This is a genomic window from Nitrospirillum karajorum (genome assembly GCF_036348415.1).
Classification (GTDB): domain Bacteria; phylum Pseudomonadota; class Alphaproteobacteria; order Azospirillales; family Azospirillaceae; genus Nitrospirillum; species Nitrospirillum amazonense_B.
The window spans coordinates 1,283,980-1,304,168 of the sequence record NZ_JAZBQB010000002.1; the positions used below are offsets into that span (position 1 = coordinate 1,283,980).

19 protein-coding genes and 1 riboswitch are annotated in these 20,189 nt (G+C 67.9%); of the genes, 16 read left to right on the forward strand and 3 right to left on the reverse strand.

Annotation, left to right across the window (positions count from 1 at the left end; translation table 11 throughout):
• Positions 1–4: 4 nt before the first annotated feature.
• From UCD39_RS13090 to UCD39_RS13145, 12 genes are all read left to right on the forward strand, one after another.
• The gene (locus UCD39_RS13090) at positions 5–1,393 is read left to right on the forward strand and encodes a GDSL-type esterase/lipase family protein (protein ID WP_330496433.1); all 1,389 of its coding nucleotides are present in this window, start codon (positions 5–7) and stop codon (positions 1,391–1,393) included.
• A 10-nt stretch (positions 1,394–1,403) separates the two neighbouring features.
• On the forward strand, positions 1,404–2,837 hold the full coding sequence (locus tag UCD39_RS13095; RefSeq protein ID WP_330496434.1) for an MBOAT family O-acyltransferase: 1,434 nt from the start codon (positions 1,404–1,406) through the stop codon (positions 2,835–2,837).
• Positions 2,838–2,849: 12 nt separating this feature from the next.
• Entirely contained in the window at positions 2,850–3,194 is a 345-nt protein-coding gene (locus tag UCD39_RS13100; RefSeq protein ID WP_330496435.1) for a hypothetical protein, read from the forward strand.
• A gap of 105 nt (positions 3,195–3,299) precedes the next feature.
• On the forward strand, positions 3,300–3,794 hold the full coding sequence (locus UCD39_RS13105) for a winged helix-turn-helix transcriptional regulator (RefSeq protein WP_330496436.1): 495 nt from the start codon (positions 3,300–3,302) through the stop codon (positions 3,792–3,794).
• Positions 3,795–4,194: 400 nt separating this feature from the next.
• Complete coding sequence (locus UCD39_RS13110) at positions 4,195–5,259, forward strand: glycosyltransferase family 4 protein (protein ID WP_330496437.1); 1,065 nt, start codon at positions 4,195–4,197, stop codon at positions 5,257–5,259.
• Positions 5,260–5,284: 25 nt separating this feature from the next.
• Positions 5,285–7,291, forward strand: coding sequence for an amylo-alpha-1,6-glucosidase (locus UCD39_RS13115; protein WP_330496438.1), 2,007 nt, complete (start codon positions 5,285–5,287; stop codon positions 7,289–7,291).
• Positions 7,288–7,452 carry a hypothetical protein gene (locus tag UCD39_RS13120; RefSeq protein WP_330496439.1) on the forward strand — a complete coding sequence of 55 codons (165 nt, stop codon included), beginning with the start codon at positions 7,288–7,290 and terminating at the stop codon, positions 7,450–7,452. Before UCD39_RS13115 ends, UCD39_RS13120 begins: the two co-directional genes overlap by 4 nt.
• A gap of 193 nt (positions 7,453–7,645) precedes the next feature.
• A complete protein-coding gene (locus UCD39_RS13125) occupies positions 7,646–9,106 on the forward strand; it encodes an alpha,alpha-trehalose-phosphate synthase (UDP-forming) (RefSeq protein WP_330496440.1) in 1,461 nt (486 codons plus the stop codon).
• A 46-nt stretch (positions 9,107–9,152) separates the two neighbouring features.
• Positions 9,153–9,608 carry a trehalose-6-phosphate synthase gene (locus UCD39_RS13130; protein WP_330496441.1) on the forward strand — a complete coding sequence of 152 codons (456 nt, stop codon included), beginning with the start codon at positions 9,153–9,155 and terminating at the stop codon, positions 9,606–9,608.
• Positions 9,589–10,410: a trehalose-phosphatase gene (gene otsB, locus UCD39_RS13135; protein ID WP_330496442.1), complete on the forward strand. Its 822-nt coding sequence runs from the start codon at positions 9,589–9,591 to the stop codon at positions 10,408–10,410. Before UCD39_RS13130 ends, otsB begins: the two co-directional genes overlap by 20 nt.
• A gap of 140 nt (positions 10,411–10,550) precedes the next feature.
• Entirely contained in the window at positions 10,551–11,840 is a 1,290-nt protein-coding gene (locus tag UCD39_RS13140) for a sensor histidine kinase (protein WP_330496443.1), read from the forward strand.
• A complete protein-coding gene (locus tag UCD39_RS13145) occupies positions 11,837–12,223 on the forward strand; it encodes a response regulator (protein ID WP_145735813.1) in 387 nt (128 codons plus the stop codon). The genes UCD39_RS13140 and UCD39_RS13145 overlap by 4 nt, the downstream gene beginning before the upstream one ends.
• Here UCD39_RS13145 and UCD39_RS13150 read toward each other — a convergent pair.
• Both UCD39_RS13150 and UCD39_RS13155 read right to left on the reverse strand, forming a co-directional pair.
• Entirely contained in the window at positions 12,209–12,475 is a 267-nt protein-coding gene (locus UCD39_RS13150; protein WP_330496444.1) for a hypothetical protein, read from the reverse strand. The genes UCD39_RS13145 and UCD39_RS13150 overlap by 15 nt on opposite strands.
• Positions 12,476–12,590: 115 nt before the next feature.
• Positions 12,591–13,796 (reverse strand): MFS transporter, encoded by a 1,206-nt coding sequence (locus UCD39_RS13155; protein ID WP_330496445.1) that lies wholly within the window; start codon positions 13,794–13,796, stop codon positions 12,591–12,593.
• 212 nt (positions 13,797–14,008) lie between these two features.
• Between UCD39_RS13155 and UCD39_RS13160 the strand changes: the two genes are divergently transcribed.
• Together UCD39_RS13160 and UCD39_RS13165 are read left to right on the forward strand one after the other, a co-directional pair.
• Positions 14,009–15,154: an FAD-dependent monooxygenase gene (locus tag UCD39_RS13160; RefSeq protein WP_330496446.1), complete on the forward strand. Its 1,146-nt coding sequence runs from the start codon at positions 14,009–14,011 to the stop codon at positions 15,152–15,154.
• A 38-nt stretch (positions 15,155–15,192) separates the two neighbouring features.
• Complete coding sequence (locus tag UCD39_RS13165; protein ID WP_330496447.1) at positions 15,193–15,702, forward strand: cupin domain-containing protein; 510 nt, start codon at positions 15,193–15,195, stop codon at positions 15,700–15,702.
• Positions 15,703–15,714: 12 nt separating this feature from the next.
• Here UCD39_RS13165 and UCD39_RS13170 read toward each other — a convergent pair whose 3' ends face one another.
• Entirely contained in the window at positions 15,715–16,968 is a 1,254-nt protein-coding gene (locus UCD39_RS13170) for a multidrug effflux MFS transporter (RefSeq protein WP_330496448.1), read from the reverse strand.
• Between the two features lie 256 nt (positions 16,969–17,224).
• On the opposite strand from UCD39_RS13170, the gene UCD39_RS13175 reads away from it, so the two are divergent.
• Both UCD39_RS13175 and UCD39_RS13180 read left to right on the forward strand, forming a co-directional pair.
• Positions 17,225–17,869: a TIGR02466 family protein gene (locus UCD39_RS13175; protein ID WP_330496449.1), complete on the forward strand. Its 645-nt coding sequence runs from the start codon at positions 17,225–17,227 to the stop codon at positions 17,867–17,869.
• Positions 17,870–17,927: 58 nt separating this feature from the next.
• A riboswitch (cobalamin riboswitch) is annotated at positions 17,928–18,116 on the forward strand.
• 149 nt (positions 18,117–18,265) lie between these two features.
• Entirely contained in the window at positions 18,266–20,158 is a 1,893-nt protein-coding gene (locus UCD39_RS13180) for a TonB-dependent receptor plug domain-containing protein (protein ID WP_330496450.1), read from the forward strand.
• Positions 20,159–20,189 lie beyond the last annotated feature (31 nt).

A 20,189-nucleotide genomic window follows, 5' to 3' on the forward strand; every position in this document is an offset into this window, starting at 1 on the left:
CCTCATGCGCCGACGTCTCCTGTCTCTCAGCCTGATGCTGGCCGCAGTGGCGGCCTGCAGCGCCGCCCCTGCGGGCCGCACCGCCTCCAGCAACCCCAAGGCGACCCCGGCCGCGGTGGGGCGTGCCGCCCCGCCGTCGGCGCTGCCGGCGCGGGTATTCTCCCCCTATGATGGCAATCCGGGCTTCGAACGGCTTTTCCAGCGCCTGGCCGCGATCGAGGCCGGCCACGGCGGCACGGTCGACATCCTGCAACTGGGGGACAGCCACACCGCCGGCGGCGTTTTCACCACCCGCCTGCGCGACGCCTTGCAGGAACGCTTTGGTTCGGCCGGCCCCGGCTACATGCCGGCGGGCAAGCCCTATATCGGGTCGCGCCGGCCGGATGTCGCGGTGACCCAGGAAGGCAAGTGGCAGTATTTCAACAGCCTCAGCGACACGCCGCCACCGGGCTGGGGCATGACCGGCTTCGTCGCCCGCAGCCGCGCGCGCGGCGCGGCCATCAGCGTCACGCCCAAGGATGGGCTGGGCTTCGACATCGCTGGCGTCACCATCGTGCGCCAGCCGGGCGGCGGTGACCTGCTGGTGCTGATCGACGACCGGGTGGTGAAGCAGATTTCGACGCAAGGCCCCGCCGGCCAGGCCGATTGGATCACCCTGCCCACCGCCGGCCAGGCGCAGCAGTTGAAGCTGGTGGCGGCCGACGGCCGGCCGGTGGACATCGCCGGCTGGTCGCTGGACCGCGCCAAGCCCGGCGTGGTGTTCGACAGTGCCGGTGTGGTCGGTGCCCGCCTGACCACCATGGACCGCTGGAATCCCGAAACGGTCGCGCTGGAATTGGCCAAGCGCAAGCCGGACCTGGTGATCCTGGCCTACGGCACCAATGAGGGCTTCGACCGCGACCTGGACATGGCCGCCTATCAGGACCGGTTCAAGGCGGCCTTGCGCCGGCTGAACGCCGGACCCGTCGCGGTTATCGTGCTGGGCCCCCTGGATGGCCAGGCGGAGTCCGCCGCCTGTAAGAAGGTGGCGAACAAGGATGCCGTGTTCCCCTGCCAGGACACGCCGCCGCCCCTGGGCAAGTGCGCCTGGTACACGCCGCCTATGCTGGGGCGGGTGCGGTCCATGCAGGCCCAGGGCGCCAAGTCCGGCGACTATGTCTTCTGGGATTGGTCGCAGCTGATGCCGGGAGCCTGCGGCATGGACCGGTGGGTGCGCCAGGCCGTGCCGCTGGCCCGGGCCGATCATGTCCATCTGACGCCGGAGGGCTACACCCTGACGGCCAATGCCTTCTTCGCCTGGCTGATGGACCAGTACCAGGGCTATATCCAGCCCGGGGCCGCCCCGCCGCGCTCGGTGGTGGCTGGCGAAACTGGCGTCGCGGCCGGCCGGTGAGGGACGTCCGATGCTGTTCCCCACCCTGAATTTCGGCCTGTTCTTCCTCATCGTCTTCGCCCTCGCCTGGGCGCTGGTGCGGTGGCCGCAGGGCCGTATCGCCTTCCTCTCCGCCGCCAGCTATGTCTTCTACGGCTGGTGGGATTGGCGCTATCTGTTCCTGCTGGGCGGCAGCACGCTGTTCAATTACCTGGCGGGCCATATCATCGTGCGCCAGGAAACGCCGCGCGGCGCCAAGCTGGCGGTGTCCCTGGCCGTGGCGGTGAATTTGGCCGTGCTGGCCTTTTTTAAGTACGCGGATTTCACCAGCCACGCGGTCAACGACACGGCCACGGTGCTGGGCCTGCCCGTGCGCCTGGGCTTCCTGGACATGGTGGTGCCGGTCGGCATCTCCTTCTTCACCTTCCATGGCATCTCCTATCTGGTGGATCTGTACCGCGGCACCCTGCGGCGCCCGGCCAGCCTGATGAACCTGGTGCTCTACATCTCCTTCTTTCCTCAGCTGGTGGCGGGGCCCATCGTCCGCGCGTCCCATTTCCTGCCGCAGATCGGGGAACGCCCCAACCCGGACGACATCCGCGCCACGCGCGCCTATCTGCTGATCATCGGCGGGCTGTTTAAGAAAGTGGTGGTGGCCAATTACCTGGCGACCGATCTGGTGGACGCCGTGTTCATGGACCCGGACCGCTACGGCGCCTTGGATCTGCTGCTGGCCACCTATGGCTACGCCATGCAGATCTATTGCGATTTCAGCGCCTACACCGACATCGCCATCGGCCTGGCGGCCTTGCTGGGCTTTCGCTTTCCCCAGAACTTCAACCAGCCCTATCGGTCCGGCTCGCTGCAGGAATTCTGGCGCCGCTGGCACATCTCCCTTTCTTCCTGGTTGCGCGACTATCTCTACATCCCCTTGGGGGGCAACCGGGGCGGCCTTTGGGCGCATTGCCGCAATCTGATGATCACCATGCTGCTGGGCGGCCTGTGGCACGGCGCCAACTGGACCTTCGTCATCTGGGGGGCGTTGCACGGCGGCATGCTGGTGGTGGAGCTGCTGGTGAACCGCCTGCGCGCCATCACCCTGGGCGAATGGGAGGCGCCGCGCCTGCGCGGCTGGCGGCGGGTGGCGGCCATCGTCGCCACCTTCCACTTCGTCTGCTTCACCTGGATTTTCTTCCGGGCACCCACGCTGGATCTGGCCGGGCGCTTCCTGGCCGGGTTCGGCCGCTGGGACGTGCTGCCCACCGCCGTGACGCCGCTGACCCTGCTGCTGATCATTGGCACCTTGGCCAGCCAGTTCCTGCCGGGCGACCGGCTGGCCCGGGTGGAGGACTGGGTGCGGCGTGTGCCGCTGCCCGCCATGGGGGCCGCCGTGGGTTTGGCCGTAGTGCTGATCCAGGCCTGCGCGCCCGAGGGTGTCGCCCCCTTCATCTATTTTCAGTTCTGACGGGCGGGCCTCATGAATGCCATCCCCACAACCTCCGTCTCCACCCCGGCCACCGGCGTCGCAGCCGGCCGCCCGCCGGCGCGGCCCCGCTACAACCCGGTGGAGGTGATCGAGGGCGCCGCCCCGTCCCGGCTTTGGCCGGTGGCGCTGTCGCTGGCGGCGGCCAGTCTGGTGGCCCTGGCGCTGGGCGCCCACCCGCTGGCGGATTGGGTCAACGGCCTGCCCATCAACCCGGTGACGGACCGGCTGTCCGGCTGGGTGCAGACCTGGCAGGACTGGATGGACGCCATCGGGGTCGGGCACCTGTACACCAGCCTGCAGGCCCTGTTCCGCTGGTTCCAGGGGCTGCGTTTCTGACAGGCCGCCCAGCGTGGCAACCCCTTGCGCAGTCCACTGCGGCGGCCCTACACTTGCACCATGAAAGTCGCGGATGCGTGATCCGCCATCCCCGGTGTGCCCGCCATGCAGCGCAAGAGTTTCGAAGACCTGACCTGCCCCATCGCCCGCAGCCTGGAACGGGTGGGGGAGTGGTGGAGCATCCTGATTCTGCGGGACGCCTTCCACGGCATGACGCGCTTCGACCAGTTTCAGAAAAGCCTGGATATCGCCCCCAACATGCTGACCCGCCGCCTGACCGCCCTGGTGGAGGCCGGCTTGATGGAAAAGCGGCAATATAGTGAGCGGCCGCCCCGCTACGAATATGTCCTGACCGACCGTGGCCGCGATTTCCGGGAGGTGATGCTGGCCCTTCTGGCCTGGGGCAACCGGCAATTCGCGCCCGAGGGGCCGTCGGTGCAGTTGGTGGACACCCAGACCGGCCTGCCCGCCGACCTGATGTTGGTGGACCGCGTCAGCGGCAAGCCGGCCACCAGCCGCGACTTCCGCTTGGTCCCCGGCCCCGCCGCCGATGAGGGCGTGCGCCAGCGCTACGCCGCCAAGGCCAAGCCCGCGGCCTAATACGCGCGGCATTTGAACGCGGCCGTTCAGATGCTCCCTCAGTCGCCGGACGGCGGACGTCCGTCCGCCTAGGCTTGTCCTCGCTGTGCCCCCCTTTACACTAACTGGGCGGCGCTCGCTCCGGCGGCCCCGGTCGGGGCCCACAGCGGCACGAGTCTCCATCTCGTGCCGCTGGCATAATTCCCCGAAGGGCCAAGCGCCGGTCATAGTCCAAAAGGCCCAGGATGCGGCGGCGGTGCAAGAATGGCCGCCGGCTTCGCCCCCATGCCCTATTCATTAAGAATTATGGTTGCTATCACCCTGTGGTGATACGGTTATCGTGGTCCCTTCGGCGCCGCACAATCAATACTTCTGTCTCGCGGACGCCAATTTCCATCAGCGATTTTGGGAACTGTCGTCAATGAAGATTGCGCAAATCGCTCCGCTCTACGAGACGGTGCCGCCGACATACTATGGTGGTACTGAAAGGGTTATATCTTATTTGACGGATGCGCTGGTTGATCTTGGCCACGACGTCACCCTCTTCGCCAGCGGGGAGTCGGGCACCAAGGCCACCGTGGTCCCCATGCGGCCTAAGGCCCTGTGGCTGGATGATGCGCCGCTGAAATCGCCGGTGGCGGCGCACCTGGCCATGCTGGAACGGGTGCGGGCCCGCGCCGACGACTTCGACGTGCTGCACTTCCACCTCAGCCACTTCATGCATTTCCCCTTCTTCAAGGACTGCCCGGGGAAGACGGTGACCACGCCGCACGGCCGCCTGGACTATGTCGACTTGGCGCCGTCCTACGGGTTGTGGCCGCGCTACCCCATGATCTCCATCTCCGACCGGCAGCGACAGCCGCTGGCGGAGGCGAACTGGCTGGCCACCGTGTATCACGGCCTGCCGCTGGACCTGTACCGCCCGCCCGCCGACGGGCCCGGCGGTACCGGGAACTATCTGGCCTTCCTGGGCCGCTTCTCGCGGGACAAGCGGCCTGATCGGGCCATCGAGATCGCGGAAAAGTCCGGCCTGCCGCTGAAAATGGCGGCCAAGGTGGGCGACGATGACGGCCCCTATTTCAAGGAGCAGGTCGAGCCGCGCATCGATGGCCGCGCCATTCAGCATGTCGGTGAGATCGATGACGCCGGCAAGCCCGGCTTCCTGGGCGACGCGGCTGCCCTGCTGATGCCCATCGATTGGCCGGAGCCGTTCGGCCTGGTGGTGATCGAGGCCTTCGCCTGCGGCACGCCGGTCATCGCCTGGAACAACGGCGCCATGCCCGAGATCGTCGACCCCGGTGTCACGGGCTTTGTCGTCGACAGCATCGCCGACGCCGTGGACGCGGTGGAAAAGGCGCGCCGCCTGGACCGCGCCCGCATCCGCCAGGTGTTCGAGGAGCGCTTCTCGGTGGCCGCCATGGCCCGCAACTACGTCGCCGCGTACGAGCGCCTGCTGTGGGGGCGCGCCGCCGCCCCGTCTTCCTGACCCCCGCGAGCGAGACCAGACCTCCATGGCAGCCCTCGACGAACGACAGTTGGACCCGGCCATCGGGCTGGCCGGCCCGGATGGCAGCGGCCCCCGTGAGACCTTTCGCTTGTTCGCGCTGAAGCATGGCGATTGCTTCGTCGTGGCCGATGCCCATGGCGACATCCAGGGCCAGGGCGATGGCCTGTTCGTGGACGACACCCGCATCCTGTCCCGCTATCAGCTGCGCATCGGTGACAAGGAGCCGTCGCTGCTGGGCGCTTCGCTCAGCGAGGACAACATCCTGTTCACGGCCAACAGCACCAATGTGCCCATGCCCGCCCCCGGCGGCGGCATGACCCTGTGGGGTGTCATCCATATCGAGCGCACGCGCATCCTGTGGCAGAACCGGATGTATGAACGGGTGACCCTGTCCAACTTCGGCGGCAGCGACATCGTCGTGCCGCTGACCCTCAATTTCGCCGCTGATTTCCGCGACATGTTCGAGGTGCGCGGCTCCACCCGCCAACTGCGCGGCCGCACGCATGAGGCCCAGTTGTCCGGTGACGGTGTGACGCTCAGCTATGAGGGGCTGGACCAGGTCACCCGCCAGGCCACGCTGTCCTTCAGCCAGGCGCCGGACCGCCTTCAGGGTGACCGCGCCGTGTTCAACGTCAACCTGCCCACGCGCGGCGGCCACGTCCTGTACATCGAGGTGGGGACGGAGCGCACGGCCACGCCCAGCCGCGTGCGCTTCCGGGCCGCCGCCGTGCGGGCGCGGCTGGAAATGCGCACCAAGCGGCGGCGGGGCGCCAGCGTCTACAGCTCCGGCCGGGTGTTCAACGATTGGCTGGCCCGGGCCCAGGCCGACACCGCCCTGCTGACGACCGAGCTGGCGACCGGCCCCTATCCCTATGCCGGCATCCCCTGGTTCTCCACCGCCTTCGGGCGCGACGGCATCATCTCTGCCCTGCAGATGATGTGGCTGAACCCCCGCCTGGCGCGGGGCGTCTTGGCCTTCCTGGCCACCCACCAGGCGACCGAGACGGCGCCCTTCAGCGATGCCCAGCCGGGCAAGATCCTGCATGAGACGCGCAAGGGCGAAATGGCGGTGCTGCGTGAGCTGCCCTTCGGCCGCTATTACGGCAGCGTCGATACCACCCCGCTGTACATCTACCTGGCGTCCGTCTACGCCGACCGCACGGGGGACATGGCCTTCATCGACCAGTTATGGCCCTCGCTCTGTGCCGCCGCCGCCTGGATGGAGGGGGCGGGCGACCAGAATGGCGACGGGTTCGTCGATTACCAGCGCGCCGAGGAATCCGGCCTGGCCAACCAGGGCTGGAAGGACAGCTTCGACAGCATCCAGCATGCTGACGGCAGCCTGCCCGAAGGGCCGATCGCCCTGGTCGAGGTTCAGGGCTATGTCTATGCCGCCTATCGTGGCTTGGCCCGCCTGGCTACCCGCCGGGGGGAGGACGCGCAGGCCGCCTATTGGCAGCACCGGGCCGAAGCCCTGCGCCAGGCGGTGGAAACCCATTTCTGGATGGAGGACATGGGCTTTTACGCCTTGGCGCTGGATGGCAAGGGCCGGCCCTGCCGCGTGCGCGCCTCCAATGTCGGCCACCTGCTGTTCGTGGGCTTGCCCTCGCCCGAACGGGCGCAACGCGTGGCCGACCAGTTGCTGGCCGGCGCCTTCCATACCGGCTGGGGCATCCGCACGCTGGCGGATACCGAGGTCTGCTTCAACCCCATGTCCTATCACAACGGCTCCGTCTGGCCGCACGACACCGCCATCTGCGCCGCCGGCCTGGCGCGCTATGGCGTGCGCGGCGGGGTGGTCAAGCTGATGAGCGACACGTTCGAGGCGGCGGTGCGTTTCGGCATGCGCTTGCCCGAGCTGTTCTGCGGCTTCCCGCGTGAGCAGGGGAAACGCCCATCGCCTATCCGGTGGCCTGCGTGCCCCAGGCCTGGGCCGCCGGTTCCGTCTTCATGCTGCTGCAGGCTTGCCTCGGTATCCAAGTCGACGGCTGGCGCGGCGAAATCCATGTGAACCGGCCCAAGCTGCCCATCGGCATCGATCAGTTGACCGTGCGGCGCCTGACGGTGGGTGAGCACACCGTCGACCTGTTTTTCCAGCGCATGGGGGGGCAGGTCATCGCCTCCATCTCCGACCATGAGGAGGGGCTGGTGCCCCTCATCGTCCGTAGTTGAGCGCCGTCGGCGTTCGGCCTGTCGTCTAGGGAACCACAATCCAAGGTTCGGGATTGATAGGTTAATACTTCAGCCCGCCAATGAAACGGCGTGACTAGATGTATTCATGCAAGCGATGCGTCATAGGACCTGGTCCTAATAATCATAATCCCAGGTCATAGTCTTCTAACCGATAGGGTATGGGTGTATCACCATGATGGACATCGATCCGGGGGCACTGTTCTCGCAGGACTCCGCCACCGTCTACCTGGTGGGGGCCAGCCTGCTCTTATCCGCCGCGGCCCTGGCCGTCTCGTGTGCGGTGTTGCTGCGCTGGGGACGCGGCCGGTCGGCGGCGGTGGATGACGCCACCATTTCCCTGCGCGAGGATCTTTCGCGTGGCGATGGTCGGGGCCGGACGGGTCATTCCCCCATCACCTCCACCCCCATCGCCTCTGGCCCGGTGGCCCATGCCCGTGACGCTCACGCCGCCGCCCAGCGCGCCTTGCGCTCCACCCGGAGCGAGGGGGTGGCCACCGACCGGCTGGGCACCTGGACGCCCGATACGCTGCGGCATCTCCTGAAGACCGAGCTGACGGGCGCGCAGGTCATCGTGGTGTCCAACCGCGAACCCTTCATCCATGACCTGGAAGAGGATGGCGCAGTCAAGCTGCGGGCGCCGGCCGGGGGTTTGGTGGCGGCATTGGATCCGGTGATGCGCGCCTGCTCCGGCACCTGGATCGCCCACGGCAGCGGTTCGGCCGACCATTTGATGGTGGACGCGGACGACCGCATTGCCGTGCCGCCGGACAATCCCTCCTACACCCTGCGCCGTGTTTGGCTGAACGAGCATGAGGAGAAGCATTACTATTACGGCTTCTCCAACGATGGCCTGTGGCCGCTGTGCCATGTCGCCTTCACCCGGCCCAGCTTCAATGCCGAGGATTGGGAGGTTTACGAGGCCGTGAACCGCCGCTTCGCCGACGTGGTGGTGGAGGAGGCGCGGGATGAGCGGCCGGTGGTTCTGATCCAGGATTACCACTTCGCCCTGCTGCCCCGCATGATCCGTGAGCGGCTGCCCGACGCCGTCATCATCACCTTCTGGCACATCCCCTGGCCGAACGCCGAGATCTTCGGCATCTGCCCCTGGCGGGAGCGCATCCTGGATGGCCTGCTGGGCAGTTCGGTGGTGGGCTTCCATACCCAGTATTACTGCAACAACTTCATCGAGACGGTGGACCGCTTCCTGGAAAGCCGCATTGAACGGGATTCGGCCGCCATCACCTTCGGCGGGCTGACCACCCACGTGCACGCCCATCCCATTTCCATCGAATGGCCGCCGGCCTCGCTGGCGCGCCAGCCGGCGGTGGCGTCCTGCCGCCGCGACATCTTCGAGCAATTCAACCTGCCGCCGCAGGCCAAGCTTTGCGTGGGGGTGGAGCGCTTCGACTACACCAAGGGCATCATCGACCGCTTCCGCGCGGTGGAGGAGCTGTTCAAGCGCCATCCAGAGTGGATCGGCCGCTTGGTGGTGCTGCAGGTGGCGGCGCCCAGCCGCACCGCCCTGCCGGCCTATCAGCAGTGCCAGCGCGAGTGCCTGGACTTCGTGGACGAGCTGAACGCCCGCTATGGCCATGAGGGCTACCAGCCCGTGCACCTGCTGAACGAATCCTGATGGCAAGGACGAGGTCTATGGCCTGCTGCGCGCCGCCGACCTGTGCATGGTCACCAGCCTGCACGACGGCATGAACCTGGTGGCCAAGGAGTTCGTGGCGGCGCGCGAGGATGAGCAGGGCGTGCTGCTGCTCAGCAGCTTCGCCGGGGCGGCCAAGGAACTGCCGGAGAGCATCATCATCAACCCTTATGACACCTGCGGGACGGCCGACGCGCTGTTGCGTGGCCTGACCATGTCACCGGAGGAGCAGCGCGAGCGGATGCGCCGCATGCGCGAGACGGTGCGCGAGAACAACATCTACCGCTGGGCCGGCAACATGCTGCTGGACGGCGCCCGCCTGCGCAAACGCCACCATACCGCCCACGTCACCGCCCGCTTGGCCCGCCAGCACTCCGCGCGGGGCGCCTTGGGTCGCACGCCCTTGGGTCGCAACGTGGTCCGCCTTGTCAGCATGGGAACCAGCATGGGGAAAGGAAAGAGCGTTGAGCCGAACCACTTCTGACGCGAAGGCCGACAGCGCCTTGGCGCCCACCGCCGGGGATCGCTGGGCCCTGTTCCTGGATATCGACGGAACGCTGCTGGAACATCACAAGGACCCCACCGGCGTGGTGGTCGATGATGAGTTGCGCGACCTGTTGGCCAACCTGGACCGTCAGCTGGACGGGGCGCTGGCGCTGATCAGCGGCCGGTCGCTGGCGTCCATCGACACGCTGTTCCAGCCTCTGCGCCTGCGCGCCGGCGGGCTGTTCGGCATTGAGCTGCGCCTGTCTCCGGACGAGCCGGCGGTGGCGGCGGAGGAACCGCCGGCCCTGGCGGCGCTGGCGGAACGGGCGCAGGCTGAACTGGGCCACGCCCCCAACATCGTGATCGAACGCAAGGGCCCCGTGCTGGCCATCCATACCGGCCCCCACCCCGATAGCCTGGAGCACATCACCCGCCTGGCCAAATCGGCATTGCCCGGCCTGCCCGCGGGATATCGGGTGGTGGAAGGGAATGTGGGCGTGGAACTGCTGCCGGCCCAGGCGCTGAAGGGCGATGCCGTCCACCGTTTCATGGCGACGCCGCCGTTCCAGGGACGCCGGCCCATCTTCATCGGCGATGACGTTCCCGATGAGCACGCGTTCGAAAGCGTGCATGGCCTGGACGGCATTTCGGTGAAGGTTGGCCGTCCGGAACAGGCGACGGCGGCGCTGCACGCGCTGGCCGATGTGGCGGCGGTGCGCGCCTGGCTGGGCGATCCCCAGTTCCCCCTGCTGGATAAGCTGGTGCGGCGTGAGGTCACGGCGGCGGCCCAGGCCGGCTGACTCGGGGCCCAGACAACCGGATTCACCCCAACGCGCGACTTGACGGCCGCTGCGGCGCGGCCCACCGTCGGCACCCGCGAAGGTTTAGGGACATGTCGTCCTACGACCCAGGGTGTCCTGGCGGTGGAGGGCCGGCTTATATGACCGTGACTGACTGGTTGCTGGATCCATCCGGCCTGACGCCCCATGGCTTCTGTCTCAGCTGGGTGCCGGGGCTCATCTGGTTGCACGCCGGGTCCGACGCCATCATCGGCCTGTCCTACTTCTCCATCCCCCTGACCTTGGCCTGGTTCGTGCGCAAGCGCGGCGACCTGGCCTACCGCTGGGTGGGGCATCTGTTCATGGCCTTCATCCTGGCCTGCGGTCTGACGCACATGCTGGCGGTGATGACGCTGTGGGTGCCGGCTTACGGGGTGGAAGGACTGGAGAAGCTGCTGACCGCGCTGTTGTCGGTGGCGACGGCGGTCATGCTGTGGCCGGTGGTGCCCCGGGTGCTGGCCCTGCCCACGCCCGCCCAGCTCAGCCTGCTGAATGCCGAACTGACCCGCACGGTCGAGGAGCAGTCGCGTACCGCCGCGCTGCTGCGCGACAGCGAGGCCAGGGTGCTGGCCGCCAACTCGGAGCTGGAGCGGCGGGTGGCGGAACGGACGGCGGAACTGAGCGCCGCCAATGCCCAGCTGACCCAGGCGCTGGCGGAGCGGGCGGCGGTGACGGCGGCGCTGCGCGCGGCCAAATCGGATCTGGAGGAGATGGTGGCCGAGCGCACGGCCGCCTTGAAGCAGCGTGACCTGCTGTTGCGTGAGGTCTATCACCGGGTGAAGAACAATCTGCAGGTCATCGACGGCCTGGTGATGATGCAAAGCCTGCAATTGACCGACCCGGAGGCGCGCCAGGCGCTGGCGGGACTGCGCAGCCGGGTCTACGCGCTGGGGCTGGTGCATCAGCAGTTGATGACCTCGCCGGACCTGGAAACCTTCGATATCGCCCCCTTCCTCCAGGAATTGGCCAGCAACATCCTGCAATCCGGTGCCGATGACCGGGTCTCGCTGCGCATTTCCCTCTGTCCGCTGACCGTCACCCTGGATTTCGCCATCCCCCTGGGCTTGTTGGTGACCGAATTGATCACCAATTCGCTGAAACATGCTTTCCCCGATGGACACGGGACCATCACAATGGAAATGTGCCGCCGGGCGGAGGGGGATGTGCTGCTGGTCATCGCCGATGACGGCGCCGGGGCCGCCGCGCCGGACGCGGGACAACCGGCTGGCGCCTATGGGCGGGGGGTGGGAAGCATGATCATGAAGGGCCTGGTGGGACAGTTGGACGGGACGATGACGGTGCGGGTCGACCAAGGCACGCGGGTGGAAATCATTTTGCCGGCGCCCCCGGTGGGGCCAGCGTCGCAGCCGGGAATGGACGCGGCGCCATGAGCGGCCCCCTGAAGGATTGCGTGCTGGTCGTCGACGATGAGTTCCTGATCGCGGAAACGCTCAGCATTCAGATCCAGGACATGGGATTGCAGGTGTGCGGCACCGCCGCCACCGCGGCCGACGCCATCGCCATGGCGCAGGCGGAGCGCCCCCGTCTGGTGCTGATGGACATGCGGCTGAAGGGTAAGGGCGATGGCGTGGACGCCGCCCTGGCCATACACCACACCGTCGGGTCCAAGGTCATCTTCATCACCGCTTCGCGCGAGCCGGCGACCCTGGAACGTATCCACACGGATCACCCCGCCGCCATCCTGTACAAACCTGTCCTGGGCGGACAGCTCCAGACGGTGGTGCGGGAGGTTTGGGCGTCAGAAGCCGAATAAGGTGCCCGCGATGCCCGCGCCCCCCGCGGCGCAGATCATCAGGTAGATAAGGCCGAGAACGCGGGCGGTTTGATCCGAAAGCTTGTTCCTGAACGCGAAATAAAACGACGCGGCGAATAGGAAGCAGCCGGCATCGGCGATGATGGACAGCGTGTCGCATCGGTGGCTGATATCCATGATTGCGGATGTAGCCGTCAGGATCACCGCCAGCGACACCAGCATTTTCAGTGACATTGTTTCCGCGCGCGACATGTCCACCCCCGCCCCGACGCTATTGAATTGAAGTGTACCGGGTGATCGGCGGCGATCAACCATTCCCGGTTGTGGCGCTGGTGGCGGGTGCGCGACATAATGTCCCGCCGCGCATTCAGGGGCTATCGTTGGCGGGGGCGTCGATGCGGCCCACGCGGCTGGCCGACAGTGGCACCAGCAACATCAGCGTCGTCAGCAGGGCGAAGGCGGCCGGCAGGCCCCAGCCCCGGGCGATGAAACCGATCAGGGCCGGGCCGCCCAGCATGCCGGCGTATCCGATGGCGGTCATGCCGGCCACGGCCAGGGCCGGGGGCATGACCTGTTGGCGTCCGGTCGCGCTGAACAGCACCGGCACCAGGTTGGCGGCGCCGGCGCCGACCAGCAGGAACCCGGCGAAGGCCAGGACCGTCCCCAGCGGCGTCTGGGGGGCCAGCAGCAGCAGCGCCAGGCCGGCGATGGCCGCCGTCCCGCCCCACAGCATGACGCGGCGGCTGCCCAGGGCCGCCACCACCCGGTCTCCGGTCAGGCGCCCTGCCGTCATGGACAGCGAGAACAGGGTGTACCCCAGGCCGGCCTGGGTCGGCGGCACGCCGCGATGATCGGTCAGCAGCAGCGCGCCCCAGTCCAGCAGCGCCCCCTCGGTGAGAAAGGTGATCAGGGCCAGGACCCCGAGCAGCAGGACGATCCCCCGGGGCACCACGAACAGGGGCGCGCGTTCGCCCGCCGCCTGGCCTCCGGCCTGGGGCCCCGCTGGGCGTTTGCGCAGCAGACGGGGGGCGGCCAGGGCCAGCATCAGCAGCACCAGGGCGGCGCTGAGGGTGGCGGCGACCCAGGGGGCCATGCCCGCGGCCAGCAGCAGGGTCATGCCGCCCGATCCGCAAAATCCGCCCACGCTGAACAGCCCATGGAAGCCCGACATCAACGGCCGGTCGGAATCGCTTTCCACCTCCACCGCGTGCACGTTCATGGCCACGTCCAGCGTGCCCAGCGAGGCGCCGAACACCAGCAGCGCCACGGCCATGCCGGCCAGGCTGCCGACCGTCGCCAGGGCCGGCAGCGCCAGCGCCATGCCCAGCCCGCCGGCCAGGATCAGCGGCCGGGTGCCGTGCCGGCCGCTCAAGGGGGCGGTCGCCGGCATGGCCGCCACCGACCCTATGCCCAGGCACAGCAGCAACAGGCCCAGGGTGGCATCGTCCACCCCCAGCCGGGCGCGGGCATAGGGCACCAGCGGGGCCCAGCAGGACATGCTGAACCCGGCGGCCAGGAACGCCAGGCGGGTGGCCAGCCGTGTGGCCGGACGGTTCGCGGACGGCGCCGTCATACGCGCGGGGTTCCGGGTAATCGGGCCATGCCTTTGGAATCCATCCTTTTTTCGCCCTGATGCCGTTGTTTCCGCCGGCCAGCCATTTGCCGAACCGCTGCCAAGATATCTTCCAAATCAATTTTAACAATAGCTGAGCGGCTCTTAGGATCGCCCCTGACGCACCCCTTTTTTAGAGGGCGCGCATAGGGAAGAAACGGGAGAAGTTGGCGATGTCTCAGTCTTCATCGCGCGTGGACCGCGCCCCCATCCTTGTTCTCGGTGGCGGCATCGGCGGCATGTCCTTCGCCATCCTGGCCAGCCGGGCCGGCTGGCCCGTGCATGTGGTGGAGGCCGATCCCAACTGGCGTGTCTATGGCGCCGGTATCACCGTGACCGGCCCGACCTACCGCGCCTTCCGCAGCCTGGGCATCCTGGACGATCTGAAGGCCCAGGGCTATCACGTCACGGAGGGTGGGCGCATCTGCATCCCCAACGGTACGCCCGTGGCCGATCTGCAGGACCGCCCCATTCAGCCCGACCTGCCTGTATCCGGCGGCATCATGCGCCCCGACCTGCACGCCCTGCTGTCGCGCCTGACGCGTGAGGCCGGAGTGCGGGTGAGCCTGGGCCTGACCGCCACCGAATGGACCGACCAGGGCGACCGGGTGGAAGCGCGGTTCAGCGACGGCAGCACCGGCACCTATGACTTCGTGGTCGCGGCCGACGGCGCCTTTTCCAAGGCGCGGTCCTTCCTGTTCCCCGACGCGCCCCGGCCGGCCTACACCGGCCAGTATTGCTGGCGCGTCGTCGCCAAGCGCCCGCCGGAGATCGACCGCTCCCACTTCTTCGTCGGCGCGCCGGTGACCTGCGGCCTGGTGCCGGTCAGCCAGGACCTGATGTACATGTGGCTGCTGGAAAACGTGCCGGAGATGCGGAGGGTGGACGAGGCCACGGCCTATCAGCGCCTGGCGGCCTTGCTGGCGCCCTTCAGCGGCCCGGTCGGCGCGGTGCGCGACGCGCTCAACGCGGACTCCTTGGTCAATGTCCGTCCGCTTGAGGCCGTGCTGCTGCCCCGCGACCAGTGGTTCAAGGGCCGCAGCATCCTCATCGGCGACGCCTCCCACGCCACCACCCCGCACCTGGCCTCCGGCGCGGGCATCGCGGTGGAGGACGCCCTGGTCCTGGTGGAGGAATTGCAGCGTCACACCGACGCGCCGACCGCCTTCCAGGCCTTCACCGACCGCCGCTTCGAACGCTGCCGCCTGGTGGTGGAAAGCAGCGTCGCCATCGGCAAGGCCCAGCAGGACCATGTCTCACCCGAGACCATGGGCGCCATGATGGCCAAGGCTCAGGCGGCCTTGCTGGCCGACATCTGATCCGGTCAGTTTCAGATTCCATGGGAAAGACTTGCGACATGATCAGCGATTCCGGGCTGCCGCCTGTGCGGCGCGTGGTGACGGGGCACAATGCCCAGGCCCGCGCCGTCTTCACGGCGGATGACGAGTTCCCCACCCGCCGCATCCCGTCCGGCGATGCCGCCTTCACCCTGCTGTGGACCACGGCGACCGTCCCGGCCGACAACAATGATGGAACGGACGGGCGCCTGCGGGAGGCGGGGCTGACCCTGAACCAGGGGTCCGTCATCCGGGTGGTGGACATGCTGCCGGGCGGCGTGTCCCCCATGCACCGCACCAACAGCATCGACTATGGCATCGTCCTGTCGGGTGAGGTGGAGCTGGAGCTGGACGACGGGGTGAAGAAGACCGTGGGCGCCGGCGGCATCATCGTGCAGCGCGGCACCATGCACCTGTGGCGCAACCCCAGCGCCGCCACGCCGGCCCGCATCGTGTTCGTCCTGATCGAGGCGCCGCCCTACCTGCACGACGGGCAGCCCCTGCCGGAGGACAAGCCCGAGCATCGGTGAGGGCTCGCCCCCTCACTTGCCCATATGCGGGTGGAACAGGCGGAAGCGCTCCGTCACCAGCACGACGGCCAGGGCGCCGGTCCCGCACGCGAGGAAGCCGCCGACCAGGGGCAGGGTGGTGCCGTCGAAGTGCTGGCTGATCACGAAACCGATCAGGGCGCCGGCCACCGTGCTGATGAACCCTTGGACGGAGGCGGCGGTGCCGGCCATGGCGCCCACGGGCTCCATGGCCATGGCGCCGAAGTTGCTGGCCGCCAGGCCGAAGCAGAACATGGTCAGGATCTGCAGCGTGGTGAAGACCACCAGCCCCTCGCCATTCCGGGCGATGAGGGTGTGAATGCCGGTGAACAGGATGAAGCCCAGAAGCGCGCCGTGGGACAGGCGCCGCGTGCCCAGCCGCAGGACGATGCGGGCGTTCAGCAGGGCGGACACGGCCAGCGCCATGCCGGTCAGGGCGAAGATCAGGGGGAACAGCGCCGGCGCCTTGAACACCTCGTCAAAGATGGGCGGCATGCTGTTGAGGTAGGCGAAGACGGCGCTGATCATCAGCGTCTGCGCCAGGGTGTAGCCGATGGCCTGGCGGTCCGTCACCGTCTGGCGGGCGGCGGCCCAAATGGTGCGTACGTCGATGGGCCGCCGGTATTCGGGGTGTAGCGTTTCCGGCAGCCGCCGCCACAGCCACAGGGCGACCGCCAGGGCATAGGCCGTGAGGCAGGCGAAGATGGCGCGCCACGGGGCCACCAGCATGATCAGTTGCCCCAGGCTGGGCGCCAGGATGGGCACGGCCAGCAGGACCATGAAGGCCAGTGACATCACCCGCGCCATCTGCCGGCCGGCGTAGCAGTCGCGCACCACCGACACGACGACGATGCGGGTGGAGGCGACGGCGATGCCCTGGGCCACACGCACGGCCAGCAGCACCTCGAACGTGGGCGCCAGGGCCGCCGCCAGATTGCCCAGGGCGTAAAAGGCGATGCCCCAGAGCAGGACCGGTCGGCGGCCATAGCGGTCGGAGATGGGGCCATAGAAGATTTGCGCCCCGCCGAAGCCCAGGAGGAAGGCGGTCACGATCCACTGCCAGCGCGGCTCCTCCAGCACGCCCAGCGACCGGCCGATCTGGCCCAAGGCCGGCAGCATGGCATCCGTGCCCAGCGCGTTCATGGCCATCATGGCCGAAACCATCAGGACAAATTCGGTGAAGCCGATGCCGGCGTGGGGGTCGTCCTTGCGGACGTCCGGCGGAAGGGCGTCGGGGGCCAAGTGCATGGATGCGCGTTCCGTGGGCGGTCCCAGCCCTGGGCGTCCGCGTGGGGGCGGATGCCTGGGCCGGTCGTCGTTCAAGGCGAACCCTGGAGATAAGGGCGGGCGCCCCCAGGGGTTCCCTTTATACCGGCAGAAACCCGCCCGCGCCCTACTGCTTTTGCGGTATCGGCCATACGGTGGGCAGTCCGTTCCGTTGGCGGGCGACGCGCCCTTCCACTGCCGCATTGACGGCCCGGGGCCCGCGCGTTAAAGCCCAGGCATGACCGACGATACCCCCGCCACCGCCCCCGCCGCCCAAATCGACACCCTGTTCGCCACCCGCATCTACCGGGCCGAGCTGGAGGAGTTGCTGCCCCTGAACGGGGAGGTGGCGACCTGCTGCCTGACGGCGGCGGAGGACGATGGCGCCGGCCAGCGCTGGTCGGACAAGCATGGCTACACCGGGTACACCAGCTACGCCTCGCTGGACGACCTCATCTGGCGCTTTCCCATCCTGAAGAAGCTGAAGGCCCAGCTGGACCGCCATGCCAAGGCCTTCGCCAAGGTGCAGGACTGGGACCTGGGCGGCCGCAAGCTGGAACTGGATTCCCTGTGGATCAACGTGCTGGATCCGGGTGGTTTCCACGGGTCGCACATCCATCCCAACAGCGTCATCAGCGGCACCTATTACGTGCGCGTGCCGGCCGGCGCCTCGGTCCTGAAGTTCGAGGACCCGCGCCTGCCCTTCATGATGGCCGCGCCGCCGCGCAAGGCCAAGGCCGACCGCAGCCTGCAACCCACCATCGCCATGGAACCGCGGGAGGGTACTCTCCTGATGTGGGAAAGCTGGCTGCGGCACGAGGTGGCGCTGAACCGCGCCGATGAGGAGCGCATCTCCCTCAGCTTCAATTACGCCTGGCGCTGACCTGCCCTGCGGGTCGGGGCCGCGCGCCCCGGTTGACCGGCGCGGCGCCTGGCGTATGCTCCGGCCCCAGGCGCAAGGTTCCCGCAAGGGATCGAAAGGGAACGCGGTATCTCAAGTCCGCGGCTGCCCCCGCAACTGTGACCGGTGAGCGACCATCCGATACGCCACTGGGGCTCCCAAGCCCTGGGAAGGTGGATGGAAGCGGTGACCCGGAAGCCAGGAGACCTGCCTCGCGCCGTCGTCCTGTTGCCGGCCGGGGTGCGCCGGGGACTGCGGGGGAAACCGTCGCGACGACACCGTTTGGGGGTCGTCGCCGGGACGGGGCCAAGCTGCCCGTGCTGCCGATGTCGGTGCCTGTGGGGCGACCTCTTGTGATTGATCGCGAGGGGGAAATCCATGCGCCTATCCATTGTGCTGTCCACCGCCGCCCTTGTGGCCCTGTCGCCGCACGCCCGCGCCGATGTCGGCGATGACGGAGACGCCATCACCGACATCGTCGTGGCTGCCACCCGCGTGCCGACGCCGGTGTCGCAGGTGGCCAGCAGCGTCACGCTCATCACCGCCGCCGACATCGCCGCCAAGCAGGCCCATACCCTGCCCGATGCGCTGAAGGACGTGCCCGGCCTGAACATGGTGCAGACCGGCGGCCCCGGCGGGCAGGCCTATGTCTTCATGCGCGGCGCCAATTCCAACCATGTGAAGGTGCTGGTCGACGGCATCGACATGGGCGACCCCGGCAATCCCAACGCCGCCTTCGATTTCGGCCAGTTCCTGACCCCGGATATCGAGAGGGTGGAGGTGCTGCGCGGGCCCCAAAGCGGCCTTTACGGTTCCGACGCCATCGGCGGCGTCATCAACATCATCACCAAGGCGGGTGACGGCCCCGCCCGCCTGACGGCGGGGATCGAGGGCGGCAGCTTCGACACCTTCAACCAGAATGGCGGGGTCAGCGGCGCCACCGGACCGCTGCATTATGCCGCCACCATCGCCCACTTCCGGTCCGGCGCCACGCCGGTGACGCCGTTGGATCTGTTGGCCCCGGGGGAGAAGCGGAACGACGACAGCTATGACAACGTCACCGCGTCCGCCAAGCTGGGTTACGACATCAGCGACACTGTCGATCTGGGGCTGGTGGGGCGCTACACCAAGACCGACCTGCGCTTCACCGGCGATGACTTCAGCACCTCCCCCAGCCATCCGGCGGCGCTGCAAAGCCAGAACGACACGCTGCAGTATTACACCCGGGGCACGGCGCATGTGAGCCTGCTGGATGGCCGCCTGAACCAGACGCTGGGCGTCGCCTATGGCAGCGTCAAGACCAGCGCCCACACGCCCGACAGCGATGACACTTATTATGTCGGTGACCGGGTGAAGGTCGACTGGCAGGCGGACTACGCCGTGTCCGCCCAGCACACCCTGGTGGTCGGGGCCGAGCACCAGCGTGACGCCATTCATCAGCCCGTTGCGGCCGACACCACCCTCGACGGCGGCTATGCCGAGCTGCAATCCACCCTGTTCGAGAACTTCCACGACACGGTCAGCGTCCGCTATGACGGCAACGACCGCTTCGGCGGCAAGGTCACCTACCGCGTGGCGCCCACCTATCTGGTCGCCGCCACCGGCACCCGCCTCAAGGCCAGCGTCGGCAGTGGTTTCAAGGCGCCCAGCCTGAGCGAGATGTTCCAGGACTATCCAGCCTTCGGGTTCTTCGGCAACCCGAACCTGAAGCCGGAGAGCAGCACCGGCTATGACCTGGGGGTCGAGCAGGACATGGCGGCGGGCCGGGTGCAGGTTGGCGCCACCTGGTATCATATCGATTTCACCGACCTGATCACCCAGAACGCCAGCTTCACCAGCTATGCCAACATCGGCAAGGCCCACTCCCAGGGGATGGAGGGCTTCGTCGCGGTGAGGCCGCTGGAGACCGTGACCGTGCGGCTGGATTACACCTATACCCAGGCTTATGACGACGTGCTGAACCAGGAACTGCTGCGCCGGCCCCGGCACAAGGGCAGCGTGGACGTGCGCTGGCAGGCGACCGACCGGTTGTCACTGGACGGCGAAGTGGTGGCGGTGGGCAGCTTCATCGACGGCAACCGCGATTTCTCCATCCCTCGGCTGAAGGCGCCCGGCTATGCCACCGTGGATCTGGCCGCCAATTACGATTTCAGCGAAATGGTCACGGTCTATGGCCGCATCACCAACCTGTTGGACAAGGACTACCAAAGCCCCACTGGCTTCCTGCGGCCGGGCCGGGGCATTTTCGGCGGGGTCAGGGCCCGGCTCTGATCGGCAATTCGCGCGGCGTCGCCTTAGTCTG

Bases quoted from the DNA above. Each gene is read 5' to 3' on its own strand.
- UCD39_RS13090 (WP_330496433.1), top strand. From the start codon at position 5: ATGCGCCGACGTCTCCTGTCTCTCAGCCTGATGCTGGCCGCAGTGGCG.
- UCD39_RS13095 (WP_330496434.1), top strand. From the start codon at position 1,404: ATGCTGTTCCCCACCCTGAATTTCGGCCTGTTCTTCCTCATCGTCTTC.
- UCD39_RS13100 (WP_330496435.1), top strand. From the start codon at position 2,850: ATGAATGCCATCCCCACAACCTCCGTCTCCACCCCGGCCACCGGCGTC.
- UCD39_RS13105 (WP_330496436.1), top strand. From the start codon at position 3,300: ATGCAGCGCAAGAGTTTCGAAGACCTGACCTGCCCCATCGCCCGCAGC.
- UCD39_RS13110 (WP_330496437.1), top strand. From the start codon at position 4,195: ATGAAGATTGCGCAAATCGCTCCGCTCTACGAGACGGTGCCGCCGACA.
- UCD39_RS13115 (WP_330496438.1), top strand. From the start codon at position 5,285: ATGGCAGCCCTCGACGAACGACAGTTGGACCCGGCCATCGGGCTGGCC.
- UCD39_RS13125 (WP_330496440.1), top strand. From the start codon at position 7,646: ATGATGGACATCGATCCGGGGGCACTGTTCTCGCAGGACTCCGCCACC.
- UCD39_RS13130 (WP_330496441.1), top strand. From the start codon at position 9,153: ATGGTCACCAGCCTGCACGACGGCATGAACCTGGTGGCCAAGGAGTTC.
- UCD39_RS13140 (WP_330496443.1), top strand. From the start codon at position 10,551: ATGACCGTGACTGACTGGTTGCTGGATCCATCCGGCCTGACGCCCCAT.
- UCD39_RS13145 (WP_145735813.1), top strand. From the start codon at position 11,837: ATGAGCGGCCCCCTGAAGGATTGCGTGCTGGTCGTCGACGATGAGTTC.
- UCD39_RS13150 (WP_330496444.1), bottom strand. From the start codon at position 12,475: ATGTCGCGCGCGGAAACAATGTCACTGAAAATGCTGGTGTCGCTGGCG.
- UCD39_RS13155 (WP_330496445.1), bottom strand. From the start codon at position 13,796: ATGACGGCGCCGTCCGCGAACCGTCCGGCCACACGGCTGGCCACCCGC.
- UCD39_RS13160 (WP_330496446.1), top strand. From the start codon at position 14,009: ATGTCTCAGTCTTCATCGCGCGTGGACCGCGCCCCCATCCTTGTTCTC.
- UCD39_RS13165 (WP_330496447.1), top strand. From the start codon at position 15,193: ATGATCAGCGATTCCGGGCTGCCGCCTGTGCGGCGCGTGGTGACGGGG.
- UCD39_RS13170 (WP_330496448.1), bottom strand. From the start codon at position 16,968: ATGCACTTGGCCCCCGACGCCCTTCCGCCGGACGTCCGCAAGGACGAC.
- UCD39_RS13175 (WP_330496449.1), top strand. From the start codon at position 17,225: ATGACCGACGATACCCCCGCCACCGCCCCCGCCGCCCAAATCGACACC.
- UCD39_RS13180 (WP_330496450.1), top strand. From the start codon at position 18,266: ATGCGCCTATCCATTGTGCTGTCCACCGCCGCCCTTGTGGCCCTGTCG.